21 protein-coding genes and 1 other RNA gene are annotated in these 25879 nt (G+C 38.5%); 14 read left to right on the plus strand and 8 right to left on the minus strand.

From position 1 onward, the window contains the following. The first annotated feature begins 21 nt into the window (after positions 1-21). The 10 genes from gpG to HED61_RS07065 all read left to right on the plus strand — a co-directional run bounded on the left by gpG (position 22) and on the right by HED61_RS07065 (position 13500). Positions 22-369 (plus strand): phage tail assembly chaperone G, encoded by a 348-nt coding sequence (gene gpG, locus HED61_RS07020; RefSeq protein WP_081131736.1) that lies wholly within the window; start codon positions 22-24, stop codon positions 367-369. 253 nt (positions 370-622) lie between these two features. Further along, positions 623-4750: a phage tail tape measure protein gene (locus tag HED61_RS07025; protein ID WP_219645574.1), complete on the plus strand. Its 4128-nt coding sequence runs from the start codon at positions 623-625 to the stop codon at positions 4748-4750. After that, positions 4747-6267 (plus strand): distal tail protein Dit, encoded by a 1521-nt coding sequence (locus HED61_RS07030; RefSeq protein ID WP_219645529.1) that lies wholly within the window; start codon positions 4747-4749, stop codon positions 6265-6267. Before HED61_RS07025 ends, HED61_RS07030 begins: the two co-directional genes overlap by 4 nt. Then, positions 6264-8852, plus strand: a complete 2589-nt coding sequence (locus tag HED61_RS07035) for a metallophosphoesterase (RefSeq protein ID WP_219645530.1) — start codon at positions 6264-6266, stop codon at positions 8850-8852. The genes HED61_RS07030 and HED61_RS07035 overlap by 4 nt, the downstream gene beginning before the upstream one ends. 11 nt (positions 8853-8863) lie before the next feature. Then, positions 8864-11443 carry a hypothetical protein gene (locus HED61_RS07040; protein WP_219645531.1) on the plus strand — a complete coding sequence of 860 codons (2580 nt, stop codon included), beginning with the start codon at positions 8864-8866 and terminating at the stop codon, positions 11441-11443. Positions 11444-11452: 9 nt separating this feature from the next. Continuing rightward, positions 11453-11761, plus strand: coding sequence for a hypothetical protein (locus HED61_RS07045; RefSeq protein ID WP_219645532.1), 309 nt, complete (start codon positions 11453-11455; stop codon positions 11759-11761). Positions 11762-11775: 14 nt separating this feature from the next. Beyond that, positions 11776-11916, plus strand: a complete 141-nt coding sequence (locus HED61_RS07050; protein ID WP_179135076.1) for a CD1375 family protein — start codon at positions 11776-11778, stop codon at positions 11914-11916. A 71-nt stretch (positions 11917-11987) separates the two neighbouring features. After that, positions 11988-12281: a hypothetical protein gene (locus tag HED61_RS07055; RefSeq protein ID WP_003127813.1), complete on the plus strand. Its 294-nt coding sequence runs from the start codon at positions 11988-11990 to the stop codon at positions 12279-12281. A gap of 1 nt (position 12282) precedes the next feature. Then, complete coding sequence (locus HED61_RS07060; protein ID WP_219645533.1) at positions 12283-12519, plus strand: phage holin; 237 nt, start codon at positions 12283-12285, stop codon at positions 12517-12519. 39 nt (positions 12520-12558) lie between these two features. Beyond that, positions 12559-13500, plus strand: a complete 942-nt coding sequence (locus HED61_RS07065) for a peptidoglycan recognition protein family protein (RefSeq protein ID WP_234981426.1) — start codon at positions 12559-12561, stop codon at positions 13498-13500. A gap of 210 nt (positions 13501-13710) precedes the next feature. Here the strand turns inward: HED61_RS07065 and HED61_RS07070 are convergent, their stop codons facing one another. The 5 genes from HED61_RS07070 to HED61_RS07095 all read right to left on the minus strand — a co-directional run bounded on the left by HED61_RS07070 (position 13711) and on the right by HED61_RS07095 (position 18296). Further along, entirely contained in the window at positions 13711-14529 is an 819-nt protein-coding gene (locus tag HED61_RS07070; RefSeq protein WP_219645535.1) for an Abi-alpha family protein, read from the minus strand. Between the two features lie 503 nt (positions 14530-15032). Then, on the minus strand, positions 15033-15302 hold the full coding sequence (locus HED61_RS07075) for a hypothetical protein (protein ID WP_219645536.1): 270 nt from the start codon (positions 15300-15302) through the stop codon (positions 15033-15035). A 164-nt stretch (positions 15303-15466) separates the two neighbouring features. After that, positions 15467-16831, minus strand: coding sequence for a Y-family DNA polymerase (locus tag HED61_RS07085; protein ID WP_219645537.1), 1365 nt, complete (start codon positions 16829-16831; stop codon positions 15467-15469). Positions 16832-17099: 268 nt separating this feature from the next. Next, positions 17100-17463: a transfer-messenger RNA gene (gene ssrA / locus HED61_RS07090) on the minus strand. A gap of 62 nt (positions 17464-17525) precedes the next feature. Next, complete coding sequence (locus tag HED61_RS07095) at positions 17526-18296, minus strand: Cof-type HAD-IIB family hydrolase (RefSeq protein WP_219645538.1); 771 nt, start codon at positions 18294-18296, stop codon at positions 17526-17528. 143 nt (positions 18297-18439) lie between these two features. On the opposite strand from HED61_RS07095, the gene HED61_RS07100 reads away from it, so the two are divergent. Genes HED61_RS07100 through HED61_RS07110 form a run of 3 tightly spaced genes read left to right on the plus strand, consistent with a single transcriptional unit; the run spans position 18440 to position 20944 of the window. Beyond that, on the plus strand, positions 18440-18790 hold the full coding sequence (locus tag HED61_RS07100; RefSeq protein WP_003127822.1) for an SdpI family protein: 351 nt from the start codon (positions 18440-18442) through the stop codon (positions 18788-18790). After that, the gene (locus HED61_RS07105) at positions 18771-19484 is read left to right on the plus strand and encodes a response regulator transcription factor (RefSeq protein WP_003127824.1); all 714 of its coding nucleotides are present in this window, start codon (positions 18771-18773) and stop codon (positions 19482-19484) included. The genes HED61_RS07100 and HED61_RS07105 overlap by 20 nt, the downstream gene beginning before the upstream one ends. After that, positions 19484-20944, plus strand: coding sequence for a sensor histidine kinase (locus HED61_RS07110; RefSeq protein ID WP_219645539.1), 1461 nt, complete (start codon positions 19484-19486; stop codon positions 20942-20944). Before HED61_RS07105 ends, HED61_RS07110 begins: the two co-directional genes overlap by 1 nt. A 98-nt stretch (positions 20945-21042) precedes the next feature. On the opposite strand, the gene HED61_RS07115 is transcribed toward HED61_RS07110, so the two are convergent. From HED61_RS07115 to HED61_RS07125, 3 genes are all read right to left on the minus strand, one after another. Further along, positions 21043-21516, minus strand: a complete 474-nt coding sequence (locus HED61_RS07115; RefSeq protein ID WP_021149538.1) for a hypothetical protein — start codon at positions 21514-21516, stop codon at positions 21043-21045. Further along, positions 21492-22232, minus strand: coding sequence for a hypothetical protein (locus HED61_RS07120; RefSeq protein ID WP_029487121.1), 741 nt, complete (start codon positions 22230-22232; stop codon positions 21492-21494). The genes HED61_RS07115 and HED61_RS07120 overlap by 25 nt, the downstream gene beginning before the upstream one ends. 156 nt (positions 22233-22388) lie before the next feature. Further along, positions 22389-24470: an LTA synthase family protein gene (locus HED61_RS07125; RefSeq protein WP_219645575.1), complete on the minus strand. Its 2082-nt coding sequence runs from the start codon at positions 24468-24470 to the stop codon at positions 22389-22391. Between the two features lie 239 nt (positions 24471-24709). On the opposite strand from HED61_RS07125, the gene HED61_RS07130 reads away from it, so the two are divergent. After that, the gene (locus tag HED61_RS07130) at positions 24710-25879 is read left to right on the plus strand and encodes a class I SAM-dependent rRNA methyltransferase (RefSeq protein WP_171918041.1); all 1170 of its coding nucleotides are present in this window, start codon (positions 24710-24712) and stop codon (positions 25877-25879) included.

Below are 25879 nucleotides of genomic sequence, written 5' to 3' on the forward strand. Positions count from 1 at the left end.
TTTATTTTAGGAGGAAAGAACATGACAGAAATTAAGTTATCTCTTCGTATGAAAGATGGCAAAACCAAGACTTTTACTCAAGACTTCGTACCATTCAAAAAAAGGCTTGATTACGTTCGAGAAGAAACGGAATTGGTGGAGAGAACTGATAAAGATGGAAAGCCATTACCTGCTACATCTGAAGAATTGACAGAATTTAGAGCAAATTTTGTAGCAGGTCTTTTTGACGATAAACAAGTAACTGGTAATGCAATTTTAAATGGCATTGACGTGGAAGACCCTGTAATCATGGATATCATTTTATATCGTGTTCTAGGTTTGCGAAAAGAAGAAATCTCTGAGGAGAACGACGAAAAAAAGGAAGTCTAAAGGGAAGCGAGCTTTATTCTTCTCTTATTAATTTTATGAAGCAAACAATCATAGCTTTCCCAGGCTGGAATATTAATACGATTCTAGAAACTGACGTTCGCTACTTAGACGAAATTATGTTCTCGGATGTTGAAAGTCCCGAAGCAGTGGATTTACAAAGAGAAGTTGTTTCGATGGAAGATTGGTTCAAAGAAATAAATAAGTGAAGAAAGGAGGTAAATAAGTGGTACAAAACGGCAAGCCTTTAGGTCAAATGCTGATAACACTAGGGTTAGATACTACAGCATTTTCAAGCAGTCTAACAGGAGCAACTCGAGCAACAAAAACTGCAGCAAAAGAGATGCAAGCAGGGCTAAAAATAGTCGATTCTGGCGGAAAGAAAATCGATACATTAGCTTTCAAACAGCAAGCGTTAAACAAGGTTATTGAAGCACAAAAAAATGAGTTGGGATACTTAAAACAGGCTTATGATAAGACTCTGGATTCTCAAGGAAATGCTACTTCGACAACTGCTAAAGCAGCTCAAAAATATAACGATGCTCAAGCTAAACTAGCTGGCTACGAGCAGCAATTAAAATCTACTGTTGGCCAATTAGCTCGTCTTGATATTGAAACGAATGGAGTTACTGGATGGCTTAACAAACAGGGCGATGCTTTCATCAAACAAGGCGAGAAAATCCAAAAGTTTGGCAGTGTGGTATCTAGTGTAGGATCAACATTAACAACAGGAATTACTCTTCCATTAGTTGCAGGAGCAACAGCAGTTACAAAAGCAGCTATTGATTGGGAGTCTGCTTTCGCTGGTGTCAAGAAAACTTCTGACGAAGTTGTGGACAGTAACGGAAATGTAGTGTATTCATACGATGATTTAGAGAGCAGTTTGAGAGATTTAGCTAAGCAACTACCTTCAACGCACTCAGAAATTGCCTCTGTAGCAGAGGCTGCAGGACAATTAGGCATTCAAACACAAAATGTTTCGGCATTTACTAAAGTAATGATCGATTTAGGTGAGTCAACAAACATGAGCGCTGAAACAGCTGCTACTGAGTTGGCTCGTTTTGCTAACATAACACAAATGTCTCAAGATAAATTTAGCAATCTTGGTTCAGCTATTGTAGATTTGGGAAATAACTTTGCAACGACCGAATCAGAAATATCCGAAATGGCATTACGTTTAGCTGGAGCAGGACACCAAGTAGGAATGAGTGAAGGGGACATTTTAGGTTTTGCTGCTGCGTTAAGTTCGGTTGGTGTTGAAGCAGAAGCTGGTGGATCTGCCTTTTCTAAAGTCATGGTTCAAATGCAACTGGCTGTTGAAAAAGGGACCGGAGCCTTTGAAGAGTTAAAGGGACATGCTGAGGATCAAGGTGTGTCATGGGAACGATTGGTTTCTGCTGTTCGAAACGGTGGCAAGGAACTAACTGGTGTTTCTAAAGAAATGGGCTTCACTTCGTCTGAATTGAAGAAGATGTACAAAGAAGCTGATAAATCAAAAACCTCATTGGAGCAGTTTGCTGATGTAGCTGGACTAACTGGCGAGCAATTTTCAAAAATGTTCAAAGATGATCCAAGCACGGCAATCATGAAATTTGTTGAAGGTCTTGGTAAAGCTGAAGAAAACGGAACATCTGCTATTAAAGTCTTAGATGACATGGATATCAAAGAAGTTCGATTGCGAGATAGCTTGCTAAGAGCTGCTAATGCTAGCGGTGTTTTCTCTGGTGCAGTTGAGATGGGTAATAAAGCATTTGGCGAAAATACGGCTCTTGCTGAAGAAGCAGGTAAAAGGTATGAAACAACAGAATCCAAATTGAAGATGTTGAAAAATGAAGTAGTAGATGCAGCTATTGAATTTGGGGGGCCACTTGTTGATGCATTAAGAGATGGTCTTGAAGCTTCTAAGCCTTTGATTAAAAGTCTGGGTAATCTAGCAAAGTCTTTCAGCTCTTTAGATAAAGAACAACAAAGAAATATTATCAAATGGGGACTAATAGCTGCCGCAGCTGGTCCAACTCTCAAACTACTTGGGAGTGGTATTTCTATAGTTGGATCTGTCACTAAAGGTGTTGGAAAACTTTCAAAGGGTATTGTCAAACTTGCAGCTGATGCAGCTGAAAAGAAAGCGTTGGGTGGCCTAGCAACTTCAATTTCGGGTGTTGGAACAGCCGCAACAACTGCAGTTGGGGCTGGAACAGCTGGAGCAACAACTGGAGGAATTGCCGGTATGGGCACAGCAATTGCAGGCTTGGCTGGACCAGTCGCCATAGGTATTGCTGCGTTAGGTGCAGTTGCTGGAGCAGTTTATCTTGGTAAAAAAGCATATGACGAACACCAACTTGCTGGAGCTAAGTGGGGAACTAAAGTAACCGAAGAACAAGATAAAGTGATTACTAAGTCTTATGAATTACGGGAAAAGGCAGTCAAGTACATTGATGAATATGCAGATGGAGTTAAAGGATCGGCTGATAAAGCCATTAAAGCAAATAACGCAATTATTGACTCTATACAAGCAACTATTGACAAAGAGTATGAACGAAAAATGAAAAATGCTGAGGATGTTGATAACCAAGGCATTCAAGATAGTTTAAAGCAACAAGCTGAAAATGATAAAAAATATGGTGAGCAGTTAGCGGATCAAGCAAAAAAAAGAGTTGACCGTATCAACAAAATTTTATCTGATGCAAGTAAAAATAGCCGAGAACTATCTGATCAGGAACGAGCATATATAGAAGCAAACTATAATCAGTTATCAGATAAGCAGCTAAAACTTGCTGGCTTTACATCTGAACAACGAATTGCAATTGAATCTGCGTATCAAGACAAATTAAGCAAGCTTACTGACAGACAACTTGAGGATCGAGCAAATAGTGTTGGAAAAGCTTTAAATACAGAACAAGAGAAGTATGAACAGAATAGAAAAGCGATTATCGAAGGCACTAAGGATAATGTACAAAGACAAAAAGCTTTGCTTGAAGAATTGGATAAGGAACATAAAAATAGTTCTGAATCTATGATATTAGGTTTAGCAAAACTACGGTTGGAACAAGGCTACAGTTTGGAACAAATGTCATCTGTTTGGCAACAGTATGGATGGACCGTTGATGAAGTCGCTGATTTAGTTAATTCAAGTGTCGATGATACAACTAAAAATCTTGATATGTTAGCTAAAGGCACCGAAGAAGCCGATATCCAGTGGAATCAGATGGCTCTCGATCCCAAAACCGGCGAAGTCAGAACAAACATGGCTGATGTATTGAAAGATATGGCTTCAACAGATGAAGGATGGCAACAGCTAAAATTTATTGCTAAAAATGCTGATATTAGCACAAATGCAAAAGAAGAAATTGCTATTGCCATGGGAGAATCTGGTAAATGGAACAATCTTTATCTTACTGATAAAAAGCTTCTTGTGGGCAATGATGAAGCAATGATCAACTTATATGACACAATAGAAGAATTAGGAATATGGAATCAATACAATGCTGATAGGAAGCTCCTAGGTGTAACAAATGCGGATGCTGTTTACAAGCTGATGGAATCAAAAGGTCAGCTCAAAGAATGGAATGACCTTTCACCTCAATTGAAAACACTAATTGCAGACGATCCGGCAAAAGTGACAATCGAGCAAACACAAGCGGCACTGGAAGAATACAATAAACTTCCACCTGCACTAAAAAAATTATTGGGAAACAACACCAATGCAGTGAATAATTTCGATCAAGCTCGTGAGAAATTAAACCAATACAATGAAACTAGAGTTGGAGCTAAACATCTTCATGCAACTGCCGACTATTCTCAGGTAACACAAGCAAAGAATGAAATTGCACAAGTATACAGCAAAAATGTTGTAATTGATGTTGAATACCGTGGTAGAAGAACTGGACAACAAGCAATTCCAAATGCTAAAGGAACAAATTACCATCCAGGCGGTGATATGATCGTAAACGACCAAGTCGGTCCGCTATATAAAGAGTTAGTTCAATTCCCTGGTCAAGCACCATTTATTCCTCAAGGTAGAAACGTCTATATTCCAAATGCACCGGTAGGAACTAAGGTTGCTAAAGCTAGTGTTACAAAAACGATTCTAAGTCGTATGAAAATACCGAAATATGCTGATGGCGTCGGTGTTCCGGAAAACTCATCGATGGTAAGAAATTTAAGAAGTATGGCTTCTCCTAAGGAAACTAGCTCTATTAATATACGCACACAAGATTATTCTAAACATTTTGAGATGTTAATCGATATAATGTCTAACTTTAGAGAAGATCTGAGAAATATGAAAGTAATTCTCGATGGAAGAAATGTTACAAAATCAATTGAAACAAGACAATCGAATCAACAAAAATTAAATGATATTAAAGCAGGAAGGAGAACGATATGATTAGCGATTTAGAGATTAAGTTGAATGATGTCAGTCTATCAGACTACTTTGATTTAACTGAAGAGCCAGATCGTGGTCTCTTTCCTGAAGTTCAACACGAGCTTGTTCAGATGGCACATGTGAATGGATCTCGTACAGTTAATAAAAGGATCACTCATAGAATAATCACTTTGCCGCTGTATGCTTTGAGTGGAAACTTTAGACAGACAAAAGATGATTTAGCCAATGTTCTATTCGCTGAAGAACGACTACGACTTTGGTTTTCAGATGAACCAGATAGATACTGGCTAGTTGAATTAACGGGGGAATCAAGCTGGAAGCGATCACTTGAAAATAGAGGAGAAGCATATGGCGAATTAAAGTTTATTTGTGAAGATGGACTGTCACACGCGATGACAACGAAGTCATTCCCTTTTATTACAACAAGTGAAGGGACGATTGCAACTCTTCAAAATAATGGAACATATAAGACACCGATAGACATTAACATTACTTTTACCAGTGATGCTAATTCTATCGGTTTTGTTTCGCCTGATAATGTAATTCAGTTGGGAACTTCTTTTTCCGAAGATGACGATAATCCCATAACATCTGAAAAAATATTGAATGATGGTATGGGAAGTAGCTCAGGTTGGTCAATTAATGTTGGTAGACCAAGATGGAGATTTCCTGATAGTGGAGATAATACATCCAAAATTATGGGAGCTTTGAAATTCGACGTTAGTCAATCATCTGTTTACCCTTCTAGTTTTGGGAATATCGATGCTTCTAAACCAGGATATTGGCATGGCCCTACACTTACTAGATTATTAACCAAAGATCTAAATAATTTTGATGTGCTTCATAGATTACAGTTTAAACCTACCGGATCTGGTACTCAAAGGGCATCTTGTCAAGGGTTGATGGAAATCAACTATATGGACGCTGATGGAAATTTTGTCATGGGTTTTGAGATAAAAGATAATAATATGAAAGCTGATGAAGTCAAATACAGTTTCTTTGTAGGTGATTACAGACTCTTTGAAGGAAAATTACCATCAACAGTATTAACTAAAAATGGAGGTTTTTTTGGCAGTCTGAAAATGACAAAAGAAAACAATAAGTTTACTTTTCATTTAGCGAGATTACTAGATGTTAATGGAGTGTGGAAAGAGTCTTGGTCTGTTACTAAGAGCTGGTCCAATGCAACAGTAGCAATGTTATCGGCAAACTCCATTCAAGCTTTTTTCTCTCAGTGGAAAAATGATCGAGCTATGGACATGGCTTTAACGCATACGACTGTTACTAAGTTGAGCGATTTAAGCGACCGACCAATCCCTAAAGTTTTTTACGAAGGTGACAACTTGCTTGTAGACGGTACTAGCAATCGCGTTTATATAAATGGTATGCGTGATGACAGTTATCGGGTTATAGGAAGTAGCCAAGTTTTTAATTCCGAAAAAGGCTCAACAGAAGTTATAGCTATTTCTGATGGAACCTTTACCGGAAATCTTGAAATAAGGGAGCGTTATTTATGATTTATCATTTTTTGGACAGACAGTTTAATCCTCTAACATTGATTGACACCGAGGCATCGGAAGGCATAGTCGTTGAAGACGATGTTCACACAATCAGTTTAATTAATGGGACTTTACTTAATACTTTGACGATGGATATAAAGAAAAACACCGGTCCAAAGATTAATGACTATGATTCTGATAGTCCTTACGAAACTTCCCTTATTAAAGAGGCTAATTATGTAGTTTTTCAAGATGACCAAGGAAGAGCTGTTTGCCTGTATGTCCGAGCGTTAGAGACAGAAAATGAAGCCACGAGACCGATTTCATGTGTTGATATTGGTACTGAACTTCGTAATGGGTCGGCAACTATCTTTACTAGTAAAAATCCACAGTATATTGATTATTATGTAAATCGTGAATTATTTGATACAGGATGGACTATTGGTTTGAATGAACTTGGAAATGACATCAAAAGACTTGTTGACACAAGTACTGATGAAACACCGTTAGCCCGTTTACAACGTGTTTGCGACGCGTTTGATTGTGAAATGACATTCACAGTCGATTTTCAAAATATGCAAGTGGTTCGGAAATTAGTAAATATTCATTACAAGATAGGAACAGATAAAAGCGACAAATTTCTATATTCTGGTGTTGATGTAATCTCTATGCAAAAATCTGTCGACATTGACAACGTTATTACAGCAATTGAAGACACAAATCACGGCTTTAACAATTTGTCTATCGGAGATGGTCGATTTTTTACTCGCGTGGGTGAATCGGTTATTTATGACCGTGAAGCAAATGCACTTTATGGAAGAGGAAATACTTCAGTTGAACGCTTCAATGGATTTATTGTAGGACGATATGCAAGTTCAGGGACTTCTCAAATCGATAACTATAATGAGCTAAAAGCTATACTAGAAGAGCGTAGTCAGCCTACTTTTTCTGCGGAAGTAGATATGCTTTTTAATGATGGGGACTTTGACATTGGTGATTGGTTAACATTTGTAGATGAAGAATACAACCCTGCTTTGAGGGTTAAAGCTAGGGTACTAAACAAAGAAATACATCGAAGCAATCAAGCAGAGAACAGAGTGACTATTGGTAATTATCAACTCTTACAAAGTTTGATTAGTAGCGACCTCCTTGCACAACAAGAACAAATGAACAAGCCTAATAGTATTTATCTAGTTAAGTTAATACCCGACAATGGAGTGAACTTTATTGAAGGAGAAGACAAAACAACAATTATAAACGCTACAATTTATAAAGATGGCGTTGACATTACTTCTACAGTTTCACCAGAGGATATACACTGGTTCAAGGTTGATAAGAATGGTAACCATGATAATGCATGGGAAAATGTCTATGCCCAAGGTGGTACATCCGTACAAGTTTCCGCAACTGATTTTACCGAAGTTTCAAGCATAAAATGTGTACTCACAATATTTGATAATCATTTTGTCCAAGCTATCTATTTTTTGAATGGGTTGCGAGAAGTAGCGAGAAAAGTGATTCGTTTGCAAAACAAAGATACAATCACTGGAATTCATATTTCAGATACGCATTATGCAACAGATTCAATTGGGCGTGATGACTTAGAGAATTATGGAAGAAGCAATAACCACATCAAAAATGTTGCTGAATTAACAAATTTTATAGATATCGACTATGTAGTGCTGAATGGTGACACTCATGATGGATCAACCGCTAATAAGAATATAGCTATGGCAAACTTCAAAGAAGCAGTTAGTACTTTGGGGCTATCAAATGCACCATACTTCGTGACATGGGGAAACCACTGCAATAATTCTTGGGGAGACAATGTAACAACCTCAATTATAAAACCAGTAAAAAATTATCAGCCTAAACAAATTCTTGAGACCTATCATGGAAAAATGAAACAAGTGATTAAAAATGATGAGATGTATGAAATCGCAACAAGACCAAGTACAATTTTCAATATAGTTGAAAATAAAGATGATAAAATGGGATATTTTTATTACGATGTTCCATCCAAAAACACAAGAATTATAGTTCTTAATCCGCAAGATATTCCAAATATTTTAGATGATGATGGATATGCTAGATATGTTGGTATCAATGTTGCCGGTTATCGGCAAGCACAAATCACATGGTTATATGAGATTTTGAAAAGTACTCCTGTCGATACGACTGTCTGCTTCTTTCAACATTTTCCCTTTGGAAAACGTTTCGGAGAGATCAGTTACTATCCTTACAACTATGAAATGATAGACGGAATTATCAACTGTTTTGTTACAGGTGGAGCTTATAGCCGAAGCTATACAGAAAATGCTGATTTCAAGGCAAGCATTTCTTGCGACTTTGAGGGTCGTAAAGGGACGCTTGCTTTTTTAGCACATGGACATACACACGTTGATAAAATTAGTAAAGATACTATTGGGATAGTCAATTATTCAATCGGTTGTTCAGTGAGTCGCCCCAAAAAAGATCAAGGTGATAGACCACTTGGAGTTTTGGAAGAAGACTTATGGGATGTTATTGTACTTAATACTAAAACTAGACATGTTGACTTAATTCGGTTTGGCCAAGGATCTGACCGAGCATTCGATTATTAGGAGGTGGGAAAATGCCAGTTGTACAAGATGAAATTAGTTTAGTGAAAGTTGCTAACGGGGATGATGGGCGAGGAATACTTGGCTCACCTGTTTCTACTTATGCATATTCAACAAGTGGTACTGTTCCACCTACTTCATGGTCAGAAATTCGTCCAGATGTTCCTCCGGGTCAATATCTCTGGACGAGAGTAGTCACTACTTACACTGATTATACTACTTCCGAAACTCAGACTCCTACGTTGATGGGATCTGATGGCGAATCGGGATTAGGTATAAAAGAAAAATCAGTCAAGTATGCTGTAGGAACAAGCGGCACGGTACCACCAACTAGCGGTTGGCAGGAGACTATCCCATCTGTTTCAGCAAATCAATATCTTTGGACAAAAACGACTCTTGTTTATACTGATGACTCAAAAACAGAGGCCTATTCAGTTGGGAAGATGGGGGCTAATGGCGCAGATGCCAAACTTCTTTATATAACTGCATCAGCGGAGAATATGGTATTTAATGCTGACGATACACCAAAAACAACACAGACGATCAATATAACAGCAAAGCTCCAAAACGTTACTGGAACAGCGACGTTCGCTGCTATTCCCTATATCGGCAATACAGCACAAGCTGCTATTACGTTAGGCGGAAGTGGAAATACAAGAACCTTAACAAGTGCACAATGGACGAACAAAAACTGGACCTTAATTGCCATCACTGCCACTTTAGATAATCTAAGCGATACGTTAAGTATTGTAAAAGTAAAGGATGGAAAAGAAGGCGAAGATGGGCAAGATGCACATATCTATCAAGCGTATTCATGGAGTGCGGACGGAGAGGATAGATTTACGACTGTTTATCCGAATGAAAACTTAATGATTAACACGCAAACCCCTACCTCAACTAGCGGACCATCAGTCAAAGGCATAACAGCAGTTGCAAATGAAACTATTACAGTGTACGACGGAATTTTGAAACAGGAAAAGAAAGCAACTAGTACGACGGAATTTTATTATCGATTTATGAATACAACGGAAGGTAACTTAGCACTTACAGACTTAAAGCCGGGCAAGTCTTACACATTAAGTCTGGAACTTAAAGCGAACTTAGTTTCTGGTGGCTACGTAGTATGGCGTGCGCAGTATAGAAAAGCGACAGGAAACTGGGTAAATGTAACAGGTTGGGGTGATAGAATTGAGGGCGTATCTGGCGACTTTAAGAGATTTGAAAAAGTGCTGGATATACCTAGCGACGCGGTTACTTTATATTTCTCTTATCAGGCCTATAGCTCGTCAGCGCAGGCACCAGAAGTTGGTACAATTGTCGAGTTTCGAAAAGCTAAACTTGAAGAAAACGGTCATGCAACAATCTACACGCCATCTCCTAGTGAAGATTTCATCAATGCATATCCTTCCTATGTAGGAACTTACACAACATTTGATGATATCCAATCCACAAATCCTGCTGACTATACGTGGCAACGATTCATGGGGAATCAGGGAAAAGATGGCGAGGATGGGATAAGCATTGTAGGCGTTGAGGTGCAGTATGCTCAAACTACAACATCTACTGAACCCACTTCGGGCTGGTCTTATACACGTCCTACACCTATACCTGGTCAATATTTATGGACAAGAACACGAAATAAATTTTCTGATGGTACATTTGGTTCGTGGGCAACATTTCCGACTATGATTGGCAGAGATGCAATCGTTGTTTCAGAAACCGCACCTGCCAATCCATTAATCGGCACGCTGTGGCAAAAGCCTAGCGATCCAAACGTACAAAAATGGAACGGTACGAAATGGGAGAATTGGGGAATCGCTCCAGAAAATATTGTAGCGGATAATCTGGTGGTTAAAGATGGTAGGTTTGAAAAACTTGTAGGGGCTGAATTAGAAAGTGGTACGATTACCAATTCTTTTGATTTTTGGGATGGGAGCTTAGTACCGAATACTAGTGCTCAGATGTGGCGAAGAGGAAAAACCACTATAAAAAATGCGGAAGTCACTACCCTTTGGGAAGACTACAATAAAAGTACGGGGGTAAAAGTCAAAGAAGGCGGCGTTATACATGATTCTGATGGAACATCTGTATACATTAATGATCCATCTAATTTCAATCAAACAGCTTCGTATAGGTCCTCAGGGATTCTTTTGAGGGATTCTCGTGTTCCTAGCAATGTATCGGGTTCTTTCTTAACGTACAATGATTTGTTGATTTATCCCGCTACAGCTATTCCGCCGGCATCTGGATGGGCTGCGTACTCAACAAGTCCTAGCAATGCAAATTATCCAGCAGCTACCAGGAATGGAAGAAACGTACAATTAACAGGGGCTTTCAAAAATAATACTGCATTGACTGATGCGAACACTACCTATGTTATTGGTATTCTGCCCGTAGGACTTAGACCGGCTGCAGCCACGAAGTATATTCAGAAAAGCAATGGTAACGTAATCTTTATGGTTACAATAAATACAAATGGCGAAATAGCAATTGACTATAGATTAGGCTGGGCAGGATCAGCATACGGGTTTGTAAGTAGCAACGCAGGATCAATTTTTAATATTGCTGGATCTTTTGTTGCTGCGGATATTTAGGAGGTTGCCATGAATAAAATAGAACTATTTAAACAGAAGTATATCCAGAAAATCTTAATAGAACAAGGTTCAATGGATGATGAACTTAATGAGCTGTTTGAATTTCTTTTAGTGAATGAGTTCAATAATGATCCGGAAAATATGGGTGATTTTATCCAATCAATTGTAGATGAAAACATTGAACATGAGTTATCTGATGTTGAAATATTGAAACAGGAAAACACAAGGTTACAGGCAGTAATCAAATCCATGCAAGATGAATCTGAAGTGGTCCAAACTGCTTTCATGGAAATATCAGATTATGTTTTCTCGAAGTAAAGGAGGAGTGACAAATGGAGTTTTCAGCGTTGAAAATGTTGTACGCAACACACGTAATCGAAGGGAAACGCACAATCGAAAGTGTGCCAGAGGTTTTGCGCGAAGACGTTGCAAAAATTGTAGACGAAGCAAAAAAGCCAGAAGGAACAAAATAATCGGCTATGTAGTATCAGGAGCGATCGGCTTTCTAGCCGGTTGCTTTTTATTTTAAGTGAGAAGGTGAAGCATGTTAAATGTGGGAGAATTAGCGACGTGGGCTGGATGGGTAATGACAATTATTGGATTAGTTGCATTTGTTGTCCGGCCAGTAATGAGTAATTTTACGAAAATAGCAGAAAACTTAACCAAACTTAGTCACAGCTTGGATTTATTGAATAGAGATTTGGAAGCTAGCAAATCTGATCGTGTTGAGATTCATAACGAACTCAAGCAGCATGATGAACGACTTGACAGGCACAATGAACGACTAATTGAACATGGTGAACAAATAAAATCTTTATGGAAAGAAAGAGGTAAATAGTATGAAAATGACAAACGAACAATATGATTTAGCGAAAAAAATCATTACACAATGGTCTCCAGCTTTGGGTGTTTTAATTGCTGGAATTGCAACGTTATATGATTTCGATGCAACTAAAATTGTTGGAGTGATTTCCTTAGTTACTGCATTTGCAGGTGTGGTGCTTGGAGTTTCTAGTAATAACTACAATACACAAGATTATGGCAATGGCCAAGAATTTACTGATCACAAAGAGTAGTCGATTGACTGCTCTTTTTAATTTGAAAGGATGGTAAATATGAGTTTTATCAAATACGAGTATATCAGAATCAATAAATTTTCTCGTCCAGGAATTAAAAATTCTAGGATCGAAGGACTGATCATGCATTATACTGCCAATAATGGAGGAACCGCGCGAAATCATAAAAGCTACTTCAACAACCTTAACGGTGTTTATGCTTCTGCTCATTTGTTTGTGGATGATGAGGAAGCTATTTGTATCATTCCATTGAATGAAGTGGCTTACCATGCAAATGACATTCAAAAATATGTTAACGGGCAACCGTATTATCCATTAAGAAGTATTATTGGCAATGCCAATTATTCAACAATCGGAATAGAAATGTGTTTGGATAGAAACGGAAAGATCACTGAAAAGACATTCCAAAATACGGTAAAAGCAGTAAAAGAGTTGATCACTAAGTATCCGAATATTACTCGAGATAAGATTTGGCGCCATTATGATGTTACTAGCAAGAATTGTCCGGCGCCTTGGGTAGCGAAGCCTAGTGAACTTGAACGATTCAAAGATGCAGTGTTTGGGAAAACAAACAGTTCTAAACCAGCAGAAAAACCAAGTAAGCCTTCGGTTAAGCCAAGCTACACAAGAATCGCAGAAGATGGGATGTTTGGTCCAGGAACAGCTAATCGGGCGATGGAATACGAAGGAATGACACCGGATGACGAGATCAGCCATCAATATCGGCAAGCGTGTAACAAGAATTTGTATGCGGCGAAGTTTGATAAAACGTTGATTGGATCGAATTTGATTCGTACATGGCAAAAACGATTGAAAGCTAAAGGATTTTATAAGGGGGCAATTGATGGACTTTGCGGAACAGAGATGATTAAAGCCATGCAACGTGCGTTAAAGACTACGGTTGATGGTATTATCAGTCCAGTTTCTGATATGGTTAGAGCATTGCAGCGAGCATTGAATAATAATAAACTTCCGTGGTAAACAAATAGCCCGCTTAGGCGGGCTTATATATGGATTCATGAAAAGATTATTAAGTATTGGAAGGTGAATAGAATGCTATTGAGTATATTACTCATGATAAGCGTATCAATAATTGTAAATATTTTTATGATTTACATTCTTTTCAAGAATTTAGAAAAATTTATCGATCCAACAATTAAAAACATCGAAAAGTTAATAGACAAAAGAATATCATATTGGAACCGCCGAGGAAACAAATGACCTACCTAGTTCTGTTAATAAAATGGATTTCTTTAGTACACTAATAGTCGTATAATTGCCGAAATTGCCGGAGTCTATGGTATTCTTTAATCCTACAAAATACGGCGATTTCTCTACTTTGGCATACCTTTCTGTTTCGACTTGCGAAGTAAACATATTCCATTCTCGGATCAAACCAAAGGATAAAAGACTAGCAATTTGCTCTGAACAATTTTCTATTTCATTGTTTTCCCAAACAATAAGATAAGTAAATGGTTCATAACCGTATCCATTACTGTCTGCAACTCTGATATCTGAAAAGCCTATACCATTGATGAAATCCTTCTCTGTAACCATGCGCTTTAAGAAAACAGCATCCTTCTCAGAAAAATTGCTTAATATGGTTGAAAAGTTAGGGGAGACTTTAGTATTGCCGTCCTTTGTAAGGGAGCTTGTTATTAATTTGGAATAGTAGTTTCTGAGTATTTCAGAGTTTAATTGATATTTTGAGCTTTCGAGGGCTTTTACAGCTAGCGGTAAGGTATCTTCGCTATACTCATCGTTTTCTATCAGTTGTTCAATCATTGGAGATGTTTCTTTTTCTAACAATTTTGCTTGCTCTTCGAGTTTATGATTAAACTTCATAGCCCAACTATTTGGTTTGTAAAAAGCTATATCAAACAAGCTAGCAAGCCCTCTACCTAAAGACTTTGTTGGTGGACCTAATAGGTTTTGTTTTTGATCATCAGTTAGGGTATCATATACTTGTTTGCCAAACTCAGCCATTTGCATCAAATCATCTGGATTCATGGTTTCTTTCTCCTCTCTATCAGTGCTGTAACACTGATAATAAGAGTATAATATTTTACGCATACGAACAGAAAGAGAACGAAAATAGCTCCTTACTCAATTAGAGTAGGGAGCCCTTTTTTCATTGCTTCAAATTCAAATCATTTGCAAAAAATAATCTTTTTTAATATGTTTATATTACAACATGCATTTACTCTAAGAAGAGTGCTAGGTGATTAAGAAGATTGGGGAAGACTATCTTAACGTATGCCTAACACTCTTCGTTTTCTATTGTAACATAGTTATGATTGAATAGATGCTTGCGACGAAATTTCGTCAATATATATTCAAGATAGGCTATTGAATTATCAATCAAAATCGATTACACTTTATTTACCTAGAACCTTTCATTTTTATTTCTGTGAACCCACTCTCCCCCGAGAGTGGGTTATTTTTTTGCACAAAAAAGCACAGCGTATTTACATACACTGCGCAAGTGAAACTATGTTTCTACATCGTAATCATTATAGCGTATTTAACGTTCTATTTAAAGACTCGAATTCAATCATAATTTTAGTTTCTCCAATCACCGAATACTTCCTCACAACAAATTGATTACGATCATTAAACTCACCAGCAACCACGATCTGCATTCCTTCGTCTACATCTGCCAAGAAGTTCAAACTATGTGCTGCAATCAGACAATTCACACCATCAATCGAGAACCGAACCAAAGGGGTCCTCGACATTTTCAGCACTCGTATCTTCGAAACTACACCTTTCAATGATTTCATAGTGATCGCCTCCGTATCGTTGTATATAGTAACTATAATCAGTTTTGCCTAACGTTAGATTGACATAATGCTCAACGCAACGAGTTCCAAAAACACACTCTTGAGATTCGGATATAGAATCCGGAAACTCTTCTAGAAACTCTGAATAAGAAATATAGCCCTGCTCATACTGACTTATGATGTTTATTTTTATCAGTCCCTTCATTCGAAATTCCATCTATGCCGCCGGCATGACCGCCCACCAATTTGCTCCGAGCAATCGCACGAGCGCCTTCAAGTTTGCTATTAGCATGAACAATAGAAGTAAATCCATACTTTTCTCTTATCTTATCAATGATCTTGTCTAGCTTCATTTGCTTTATCTGATCCTCAGCATCAGCAAATAAATCAAGCTGAATACTTGATGTGTAAATTAACTTTGAATAGGTGATACCTACATGACGGACGACTTGACCAGTATAATATTTACGAAATAAAAAAAGGCAATGTTCAACTAGCTTCTTTGTGTTATCAGTAGGTGGGACCGTCATCTGTCGTGAGAACCCTTTTTGTGTTTCTCCAAAAGCAACACCAATGTAAATGGAAACACAAGAAGTTTGGCAGTGATGTCTGCGAATACGTGCAGCAACCTGTTCAGCCATCTCTTTAACAACAATCTCGATTTCATCTTGGAGATAATAATTTCTGTTTAGTACTTGGCTATTACCATAACTCTTGTCTCTCGTCTGAGGAGCTGGCTCAGAGATTATTGTTCGATCAATTCCATTAGCGTGATGATATAACTGCTCACCAATAATTCCCATTCGACTTCGCAACAAATCAGGATTAGCCTTCGCAAGTTGCTCAATCGTTTCTATACCCATTCGCTCAAGTCGTTTTTGTGTGCGTGATCCAATGCCCCAAAATTCTGTGATAGGAGAGATGTTCCAAACCTTGCTTTCCACGTCTTGATAGGTCCATTCAGCGATTAAAGATTTATTATGCTTTGATTCATTGTCTAATGCTAGCTTTGCCAAAAGAGGATTATCTCCAATACCAACAGTCACATAAAGTTTTGTCGTATCGTATACATCACGCTGAATCATCTTAGCTAGTCGCCATCGTCTTTCACTGCGACTGAGACTTTTGTCCGGTACAAACAAATTTAGCGATTTGGTTACGTCCATCATTGATTCATCAATAGAGTAGAGGAGTAGATCTTCATCGGATACATATTTTCTAAATACATTGTTTACTTTCAGATTTTCTTTTATATATAAATTCATCCGTGGAGGGACCTTGAATAGGAGCGGATGGTTCGGTAAATTATCTGCACGAGTAACATTTGAGATTCCCAATTTCTTTTTTGCCAAGGGAGAAGCAGCAAGGACCAGTCCGTTTCCTGTATTATCAGATTGAGACATGACTACAAGCATGGTTTTCATTGGATGAAATCCACGTTGTACACACTCGACAGATGCATAAAATGATTTTACATCAACAAAAAGAATGTCACGTTTGGGTTCAAGTTCGTATCTAAAACGCCCCATAATAGCTCACTCCTTAAGGAAAGTATACGAACGTTTGTTCTGTTTGTAAAGCGAACAGGAAATAAAAAAATCAATCTAGGATAAGCGAGGAAAATAAATTGGTTTGATGATGATAATTGACTACCATTTTGACTACCATTTGACTACTAAAAAGGAAAAACTACGAAAAGCTTTTCTATAGCTTGAACACCAAAAAAGAGGTAGAAACCTCTGTGTAATAGGGTTTCTACCTCTCAGGAAAAACTACGAAAATCTTCTCGATTTTAGTCTATGGAGATGGCGGGAGTCGAACCCGCGTCCAAACATATTGCTACCTAAAAATCTACGCTCATAGTCAGCTCATTTAAGGATTCGCTTTACAGCTTGCCGAGTGACAGGCAGTCTGTATTGCTAGTCTGATGTTCTCTTTTTTAACTTGCAGACGGAAAGTTAAAACGTATCCCACTTAGAATAGGACCCTTACTCGAGCACATGGGCGATGCCGAGAGGATCTACGCTAACTGTTTTTAGGCAGCTAAAGCGTAAGAGTTTTCGTTTTTAGCAGTTATATTTAACTGTAACGTTTTAACGTAGACGTAACCTACGAAGCGCAATTCAGGCTCAACTATGCCTGTCGAATCCGTAACATCCCCCTGATAAAAGGGGTATCGCTACCAACCATTAGTATAACATAATTTGCGCTATATGCAAAGATTTAGATCAATTCAAAATGATTCAAGGCATGCACGATGCCGCCTTCAGTATTTTTAAGAGTAACAAAATCAGCAATCTCTTTTAGTTCTGGCAAGCCATTACCCATGGCAATTTTATAGTCGCAAGCTTCTAAAAGAGCGAAGTCATTGCTACCGTCACCAAAGCCAAATGTTGGCACATCTTTGAGATTTAGTAAGTTCACCAATGTCTTAATTCCCGTTCCTTTAGAGGTGCCGCTTTTCACGACATCAATTGAAAAAGGTGTATTGCGGTAGAAAGTCAATTCAGGGAACTGTTCTTTATAGAATGTTTCATTGGCGATACCTAATACGAGCATCATATTGATCCGGTCTTTTTCATAACGGAATGGATCGATTTCTGGAAGGGGGCTGCGGACATAATTGTAAGCCTCGATCATCTCATCATTGTGTCCAGTTGCCCAGTAACCGTTCTCGTTATAATATGAAAGTTCGTCGCCATGATCTCTCACGGCTTCCAACATCCGTGCGCAGAGATTTTTATCTAATGTGTCTGAAAACACTTCTTTGCCATCGATACGAATGAATGCCCCATTCATGACAATATTTGAGGTGATCCCAGCAGCCTCGCGAATAGCAAGAACTTCTGTTTCCGTTCTGCCGGTTGCAATGATTGGTAAAACATCATTTTGGCGTAAGCGATGCATGGCCTCAGAAATTTCGGGGGTGATCTGGGAGTGTTCATCTAGTAGTGTGCCATCTAAATCAAAAAATGCTAAAGCTTTATAATTCATACAGTTTTCTCCTACTCTTATTGACAGTTACAAAATCAATCTTAACAAAGATTGCTAAAAACGCAAACCTTTATGAAGAAACCGTGAAGTTGTTGGTAGATAGGAGGTTTTCGAGTATACTAGAGAAAGAATGGAGTGGGAATATGATTTTTTTAGTGATTGGAGCGATTTTCTTTTTGATCGGTTTTGTTTTTTTGATTCTCCCTTCAAAGAAAATCAATTTTATCTACGGCTATCGTTCTTATTTAGCAAAACAGAATGAACGAAATTGGCAGTATGCACAAAAGATCTGTACGCGGTATTTTCTGCTGTTTGGGGGAGTCATGACATTGATAGGAATCCTACTGAAGTGGCAGGGATGGACCAATTTCTTTCTCTTAGAAATGATTGCAATTCCTTGGTTTATTGTACCGATTTTTGGTTTGATCGAAGAAAAGCTGCAACAATTTGATGAACAACATAGGGGTGAAGACAATGAATATTCTAATGATTGAAGACAATGAATCTGTTTCAGAAATGATGCAAATGTTTTTTTTGAATGAAGGTTGGGATGCGACTTTCAAATATGATGGCAAAGAGGGACTGGAAGCTTTTGCCGAAACTCCAGAAAAATGGGATATGATCACGCTGGATTTAAATTTGCCTACCATGGATGGAATGATCGTTGCCAGAGAGATTCGCAAGATTTCTAATACAGTGCCCATTATTATGCTGACTGCCCGTGATTCAGAAAGTGATCAAGTGATTGGGCTGGAAATGGGCGCGGATGATTATGTGACGAAACCATTTAGTCCATTAACATTGATTGCTCGTATCAAAGCCCTGCATCGACGGAGTGAAATTGCTGAGAAGGCAAGTTCTGAGACTTCAGACACGACATTTGATATCGTTACCGATCACTTTAAAATGAATACCAAGACTCGGGAGGCTTATTTGAATGGCAAATTGATCGATGGTCTGACGCCCAAAGAATTTGATTTGCTTTATACATTAGCGAAAAAACCGCGACAAGTCTTTTCCCGGGAACAATTACTAGAGTTGGTTTGGGATTATCAATATTTTGGTGACGAGCGTACCGTCGATGCGCATATCAAAAAGTTGCGGCAAAAAATTGAAAAAGTGGGACCGCAAGTGATTCAGACTGTTTGGGGAGTTGGCTACAAATTTGATGATGCAGGTGCTGCCTAATGCGGTATCTTTATCAACAATTGATTGCGTTTTTTGCTGTGATTCTAGTCATTTTGATGACGATTGGAGTAGTGTTTACCCAAATGACCAGACAGACGTTGCAAGAGCGCAATTACGAGCAATTGATGGGGTATGCCTCTTCCGTAGCAAAAATTTCCCAGATCAGTGACTCAGAATTTTTTCAGCAGAACATGACGCGAGATGAATATTTGCAGTATTCACTACATCTTGCTGAAAATATTCTGAGCAATCAAGATATTTCTTTTGCTTTTTTTAAAAGTCCGAAAGAACAAATCTATCCATTAGATACGGCGGGACGAGCGGTCGACTTTAGCATTTCAGAATCAGATTGGCAGTCATTGCAAAATGGTGGTCGATTACAAATGACTTCGAATACCAATTTATTCGGCGAACGAGAGTTGACTTCCTATGTGTTGATTCCTTTTTCTGTTAATCGGACGGATTTTTATGGCGTGATGGTGGTTTCACAATCTGCCAGCAATATTTTGAATCTAGTCAGTGCTTTTAATCAGAACTTATTCAAAGTCTTCTTGATTTCGATCATTGTTTCGCTATTGATCAGTTATCTATTCGCGACTTTCCAAGTTCGGCGGATCAATCGGATGAAGCGGGCAACCAAAGAAATTACGAATGGGAATTTTGACATCTCATTACCTGTTCATAATCGCGATGAATTTGATGAATTGGCAGAAGACTTTAACCAAATGTCCCAGTCATTGAAAGAGTCGCATGAAGAAATTGAGCGTCAGGAAGAACGACGACGGCAATTTATGGCTGATGCTTCCCATGAAATGCGTACGCCTTTAACCACTATCAATGGGTTGCTAGAAGGATTAGAATACCATGCAATTCCAGAGAATCAGCGAGACAATGCGATCCGCTTGATGAAAAATGAGACCAATCGTTTGATTCGTTTAGTGAATGAAAATCTGGATTATGAAAAAATCAGAACCAATCAGATTTCTATGGTCATTAAGAAGTTTGATGCGACCAAGACAATGACCAATTTGTTGACGCAATTGGAAAGCAAAGCAGAAGTCGCAAACGATCGTTTGATTCTGGAAACAGAGGAGTCGATCGACGTCTATGCCGACTATGACCGGTTTGTTCAAATTATGGTTAACATACTCCAAAATGCGATTCAATTCACACAAGATGGTGAGATCCGCGTGCGAATCGAAAAAGGCTATCTAGAAACGATCATTGAGATTTCTGATACAGGAATCGGTATGTCCGAAGAACAAGTCAAAAATATTTGGGATCGCTACTATAAAGTTGATCCTTCTCGAAAAAATCGACAATTTGGTGAATCGGGATTAGGGTTATCGATAGTGGAACAGTTGGTTCGCCTCCACAAAGGTAAAATCGAAGTCGATAGCGAATTGGGGCAAGGAACGACCTTCAAAGTGACTTTTCCCGATATCGAAATAGAAGAATAAGCTAGAAACATACAGTATGCTTTTTTGCAGTGATAGACAAAAAGGAAACCATCGTCATCGATGGTTTCCTTTTTGTGTACCTATAAAATAGAAAAGTCTCATTGTTTTGTGATATAGGGGGTATGAGCCAAGCGTTCATCTTCATTCATTAAATAGATCGATAGCTGAAATTGTTTTGCTAGTTGACTGCATAAAGGCAGAAGGGCTTGGATGTCGGCGGTATGTAAATTTTTTGAAAGAGTCTCTAAAACTATGACCGGTTTTTCCAATAAAAGTGCCAGTAACAATTGTACTTTAACTTCTTCTAAAGAAGTGAGTTCATCTAAGGATCTTTTCAAAAAAGTCGGTTCTAAATGAACGGCAGTTAACAGCTCTTCCAAAGGTTTTTCTTTTTTATTGGCTAAGGAAAGATTATCTTTCAATGATAGAAAGGGGACATACTGCCATTTTGGCTCGATGGTAACCGCTTGGTTAGTTTGCAGAAAGTGTGCCAACGTCTCTTTCGCAGCAAGGTCATTGGCTGCAAGATAGAAAAGACCTGGGATGTTTAGTTGATTTTTTGGTTTTTCCATTGCTGATTCCTCCAATAAAAACAGTGGCTGGTGACGACGACTAACGTAATGATTGAGACTGAACCAACGAGTAGGACAAAGGTTTGGCGTAAACTTTTTAGAATCATTGACAACCATTCATTGCTGTTCAATTCAACATTCTGAATGAATGCTTGGCTTGTTTGTGGAATCGTAATGCCGAAATCCGCTGTTGTTTGGCTATTGACCGACTGCCAAATCTGCAAGGAGGCATCTTCTCTGTCGAAAGTTGTGATATGACTGGTAATCATTTCTCGTTGAAAGAAAGGCTGAAATAGAATCAGCAATGCAAAGACGAGGACGATGATTGCAAGCAGTGGCAGGAGGACTTCCAAGAGCTGCATTCCTACCCATTGCCGCGAGGAAGCTCCGCTCATCAGCCATGCCTGAAATTCCTTTCTTTTCATTCGTTGGTAAAAAATAATGAAACCTGTGAAAACCAATAGGAAACTGATGAAGATCAACAGAAAAAGATTCTGATAAATAGATGCAATCGGTTGGATCTCTTGTGCGATTTTTGCCGGCATTTCTTCGCCAATCAAATAATCTTTGGCTTGTGTAAATAATTGGTTCAATGAGTGGAGAAGAGTATCACTAATGATTAAACCAATCACGGCAAAAAAGGTCAACAATCCATAGAGGATCAATGCTTTTTTATGATAATGAATGCTGGCTACAGCAAAACGAAAAGTTTTCATTCAATTCACCTCATTCTACTATCTAGTATAAAAGGGGAGTTTGAATAAAGTATGAAGTTCTTGTACAAAAAAAAGAAAGTCAGCGGAGACTTCTTGATTTTTTGTGCAAAAAAGTACCGCGAGCGATCAAACGCTAGCGGTACTTTTGATTGAAGCTTATTTATCGGTCTCTTTGACCATTTCTTCGTATTCTTTATAGGTCTTCGTATGATACAAATCGACGGTCGATTTCTCACCATTTTTTGAGAAGACACTCGTTGAATCGGCACCGAGTTCTTTTTCTTTGGCACTCAGTTTTTGTAAGGCATTTTTGTAATCATAGTTATCTGGATCGACTTCTTTCAATCCGCTTTTCGCATAGAAGCGCAACAGATCTCCATTATTGATTTGATCAGAGACCGACAGTTGCTTATCGACTTTGGCTTTCCATTCATCCACTTGCTTTTGTAAGCTTGCTGAAGGACTTGGGATCGCCATGCCAGTACTGTTACTGTAAAGGACGCCTCCGTAATAAGTATACTCTGGTGTAATAAAGTCACCGTCTCTAAATGCAACGAGCTGTTCGTTTTGTTTTGAGAACAAATCTTGTCCTAATTGGATATATTTCGAAGTATCTACACCTAACAGATGAAGTAAGGTTGGTAAAGCATCCACTTGACCACCGTACGTATGATTGATTCCGCCCTTCGATTGTCCAGGAATATGGATCATGTAAGGGACACGCTGTAAGGCTGCATTATCAAAATTAGACCAGCTAGCGCTGTCTTTACCAAGCAATTCTGCTAAGTTTTTGTTTCGCGAATTTGAAATACCGTAGTGGTCACCGTATAAGACGATCACAGAATTATCATACAGACCAGATTCTTTCAAATAGTTGAAGAATTCTTCAACTGCTCGATCCAAGTAGTTGGCAGTAGCAAAGTACCCGTTGATCGTTTCATCAGAAGTTGTTGCTAACGGGAAGCCACCTTCATCATTGGTAAATTCAGAGTATGGGTAGTGATTAGAGACAGCAATAAATTTGGCGTAAAATGGTTGTTGCAACCGTTCCAAGTATTGCGCTGATTGTTCAAAAAACGGTTTGTCATGCAACCCATATTGGAATGAGTTATCTTCGTTGACATCATAGTAAGAAGCGTCGAAGAAGTAATCATAGCCAAAGCGTTTGTAAGTCTCGTTTCGGTTCCAGAAGGTACCAGTGTTTCCATGAAAAACGGCTGATGTGTAGCCTTGTGTTTGTCCTAAAATATCTGGTGCTGCTTCAAAGGTATTCTTCCCGCCAAGTTGCGTGAAGAGAGCCCCTTGATTCAAACCAAAGAGTGAATTCTCAAAAAGTGTTTCCGCGTCACTGGTTTTTCCAGCTTTGACTTGATGGAAGAAATTATCAAAGCTAAATGTGCTTTTACTGTGATACAAACTATTAATGAATGGCATCACTTCATGTTCTACGCCATTCTCATCTTTTAATTTATAATCGATCAGAAATTGTTGTGTACTTTCTAAATGGACATAAATGACATTTTTTCCTTTAGCGATCCCGAACATGTCGTCATTAGGTTCTGCATAATGCTGCTTGACATAACTTTCGACTTCGTTCATATCATTGGGACTAGCTTCTGCTCGAACTTGAGAAGCTTGATACGTCTGCACACCATCATAAACAGTAAATGCATTGATCCCTAAATATTTGACCAAGTAATCACGAGAAAAAGTTCTAGTCAATAATTCTGGACGATCTGCTTCGGCTAAGAACAAATTTCCTGAGAAGATCATTACTGCTAATGTTGAAATGGCAAAAGCCATCCGAGCTTTAACGGGACGCTGATCCATTTTGATTTTCTTCATAACGAGAGCGGCAATCAAAATGACGAAGTCCACGAAGTACAATAAATCGTAAGGTCTGAAAAGACGAATCGCACTTTCTCCCAGACCACTAGCAACTTTTCCGGCACCAAGCATCGTATTGATGGTAATGAAATCCGTGAACTCTCGATAATAACTGACATTTGAGAACAGTAGCAGTGTCATCAAGAAATAGATGGCGATCATGGTGATATAGGCTGCTTTTGTTCGTCTCACATACAGTGCGATCGAAAGTAAAAATAAAGTTGTTGCGATTGGATTGATAAATAAGATGAAGTATTGCACAGTGCTTTCAATCCCAAGGTGGAAGTCCACCAAATAAGCAAAGATATTTTTTAACCAAAATAATAGGGCCAATATGAAAAAAAAGCCCATTCTTGTATTCACAAAAGTGGATACTCTATTTTTTTTCAAAGGAATCTTCCTCTCTCTTTCCAGCTTAAACGAATAAGATTCGAATTTACATCATCCTATATTCTACTAGTCCATCGAAACAGTGTCAATCGAATTCCCTGTCGTGGTGCGGAATTAAGTATTTCTTTACTTTCAAGAATACAGACAAAGAAACAGGTTTTTGCTATACTTATCAATAGAATGAATGGAGCAGATAAACGATGAAAATGAATTTAAGCAAAAAAGGAATCAAAAAATTCCATAAAAAAAACCCATTGATCCAAGAAGATGATCTCCTGCAAGTCAAAGACACACAGGATTGGGTCTCTTTTGTCGATTCGCAAGGGAAAATTGTCGGAACCGGCTATTTAGGGAAACAGAATAAAGGCATCGGCTGGGTATTGGCTTTTGAAGATTGTCCGATCAACAAGGACTTTTTTGAAGCAGCTTTTGCAAAAGCCAAAGCCAAAAGAAGTGCTTACTATGCCAGCGAAGAAACAGATGCTTTTCGTATCGTTAATGGAGAAGGTGACCACTTAGGTGGATTAACGATTGATCTCTATCGAGAATTTGCCGTATTTTCTTGGTATAACGAAACATTGTACCAAAATAAATCTCTATTGATCCAAGCGTTCCAACAAGTTTTTCCAGAAGTCAAAGGAGCGGTTGAAAAAATCCGCTTTGACTCTGATCTGCCAGAATCAGCAGCCGTCTATGGAGAGGAGGCGCCCGAACCGCTGATTGTGAAAGAAAATGGCGTTCACTATGCTACCTATCTTAATGAGGGACTGATGACCGGGATTTTCCTTGATCAAAAGGAAGTACGCGGACAACTCGCCGAAGGGCTGTCAGCAGGCATGACAGTGCTCAATATGTTTAGTTATACCGGTGCTTTTTCTGTTGCGGCTGCGATGGGCGGTGCGACAAAGACAACGAGTGTTGATCTTGCCAAGCGCAGTTTGGAGAAGACCAAAGAGCAGTTTGCAATCAATGGCTTTGATCCAGAAAAACAGAAGATTCATGTGATGGATGTTTTTGGCTATTTTAAGTATGCTAAGAAAAAAGAGCTGACCTTTGATATGATCATTTTAGATCCGCCTAGTTTTGCCCGCAACAAGAAAAAAGTCTTTTCTGTTGCAAAAAATTATGGTGAACTGGTTACGGATAGTTTGGCGATTATGAACGAGGAAGGCTTGTTGATTGCTTCAACGAATGCTGCCAACCTTTCCCAAAAGAAGTTTCAACAAATGATCGAAGAAGCAATGGATCAGGCACAAGTCACATATCAATGTATACAAGAATATCGACTACCAAGTGATTTTGCAGTTGATCCTAACTTTTTAGAAGGGAATTACTTAAAAGTATTCTTTTACCAAATCAAAAAGGAGTGA

It is taken from the genome of Enterococcus gallinarum (genome assembly GCF_021496385.1).
In the GTDB taxonomy this organism is placed as follows: domain Bacteria; phylum Bacillota; class Bacilli; order Lactobacillales; family Enterococcaceae; genus Enterococcus_D; species Enterococcus_D gallinarum.